The organism is Mycobacterium sp., from assembly GCF_050701515.1.
Classification (GTDB): domain Bacteria; phylum Actinomycetota; class Actinomycetes; order Mycobacteriales; family Mycobacteriaceae; genus Mycobacterium.
In genome coordinates, this window is sequence record NZ_JBOGDB010000007.1 from 1 (window position 1) to 1,758 (window position 1,758).

2 protein-coding genes are annotated in these 1,758 nt (G+C 64.6%); one reads left to right on the forward strand and one right to left on the reverse strand.

The genetic code is table 11. The features are described from left to right. Positions 1-218: 218 nt before the first annotated feature. Positions 219-518: a hypothetical protein gene (locus tag ACRDU5_RS00915; RefSeq protein ID WP_526612341.1), complete on the reverse strand. Its 300-nt coding sequence runs from the start codon at positions 516-518 to the stop codon at positions 219-221. Between the two features lie 595 nt (positions 519-1,113). Between ACRDU5_RS00915 and ACRDU5_RS00920 the strand changes: the two genes are divergently transcribed. Beyond that, positions 1,114-1,485, forward strand: coding sequence for a hypothetical protein (locus ACRDU5_RS00920; protein WP_526612342.1), 372 nt, complete (start codon positions 1,114-1,116; stop codon positions 1,483-1,485). Positions 1,486-1,758 lie beyond the last annotated feature (273 nt).

A 1,758-nucleotide genomic window follows, 5' to 3' on the forward strand; every position in this document is an offset into this window, starting at 1 on the left:
GGGTATGGTGGGTGGCATTGAGGTTCAGCTAGACACCTCCAACACCGTTTCCTAGCATGCTGATGCCTGGGGCGAAGCGTGCTGCCTAACAAGCGCTTGGAGCTGGCGGGCGCGGCCAAGTAAGGTAGACTTCCGTTTGTGCGCCAGATGAATTCCGTGAAGGGAGCGATCGTTCGGTGCGCCCGCCGAGTCAGCGCCCGCAGCTCAAGCGCGATCCGTTAGGCGGCACGCGACCATACCTCATGAACCGACCTCCCGGGAACATGTCGTTCGATGAGCGTCCGGCTACGTTGCAGGTAACCTCCGGGCAGATCGTGCTCATTGACCCGTTGGCTCTTGACGGGCTGAGTACCGAATTGCCGCGCGTAGCGGCAGCACCGGCCGTCGAGCAGCCCCAGCTGCTTAAGGAGCTGCAGAGCCCGCTTCGCATCGGCCTCCACCCGATCGATGATTTTCGGCCAGGAACGTTCGTCGTGGGCGTCAACGACTTCGAAGGAGCCAGCGAGGTCCAGGGTCACCCGGGTGTCTTCGACATCGACAGTGGGACAGTGGTCCTCATTGATCTTTCTTACCTAGGCCAGAGATCGCCAACGCCCTCAGATGGGACCGGTATGATCGCCTCCTCCAGGCCCCCCTCGACGACGCTACAGCTCTCGATGCATTGAACCAGGAAGTCGGGGGGCCATTCTTTGCGGTGGTTGGAGCCTCGGCCGAGGCCGGCTTTAGTGGCGATGGTGCGTTCCGCCTTCGATCCGGAGCCCCCCGACGCGGCTAGTGACGCGTGCCGCCTAACCTGCGCCTGCAGCTGACGGCGCCGGCCTGAACACAAGAATCGTCGGTTCGTACCCTGGCCAGCTCCCGTGTATTCTGTAGTTTCATAGCGCCGGCGCGGCGTCGCGCCGCAGCTGAAGCGCGATCCGTTAACGCGCACCCCGTTAGGCAGTCCCACAAGAGAACCTGACATCCATGCGACTGACTGGCTGTGCTCTTCTACTGGTTCTGACTGCCTGTATGCGCAGCGGCCCTCGCGAGGCATCTGACGCAGAGCGACGTCGTGCCGAGGCGACTCGGGATTCGACGTTTGCCGGGGTCCAGGGCCGGGGCGCGGTGGCCATGGGCGTCGACCAGTACACCTCGACCCACGTCTTTGAACCGTTGCAGGACGGGGGCCGCATCGAGCTGCAGCGGGACGTGGTCGATAGCGCTGGCGCGGCACAGATCCGCGCCCATATGCGGACTATCGCGGCCGCGTTTGCGGCGGGCGACTTCCGGCTGCCGGGGTTCGTGCATGACCGTGAGGTGCCCGGCACGGCGGTCATGGCCGCGCGCCCGGGGAGCATTACTTATGCAGTAGAATCCCTGCCACGCGGCGCGGCACTGCGCTTGCACACCTCAGACCCCGTTGTTCTGGAGGCGATTCACGCCTTTCTTGCGTTTCAGCGGCAGGACCACCGTGCGGGCGCGCATCCACCCACTGCGCACTAGCACGGCGGTGGCGTCGTAGAAGCGTTGGTATAGGTCGCCGTGGACGTGGATGTAGATGTCTTGTGTGACGCGGGTGGAGCTGTGACCCAGCAGGCGTGACAGCGGGGCCTACTACGTCAAGTGCAAGCACTGGTGGCGCTCCCTCCACCGCGATCGCGGGCGGCGTATGGTATCTGATGCGTCGCTGGCACCGCCGCCCGCGGTAAGGAAAACGGCCCGCCAAGCGGCGGGCCGTCGCTTCGTTCGTCAACGCCCCTTCTTGCGGCTCGGTCC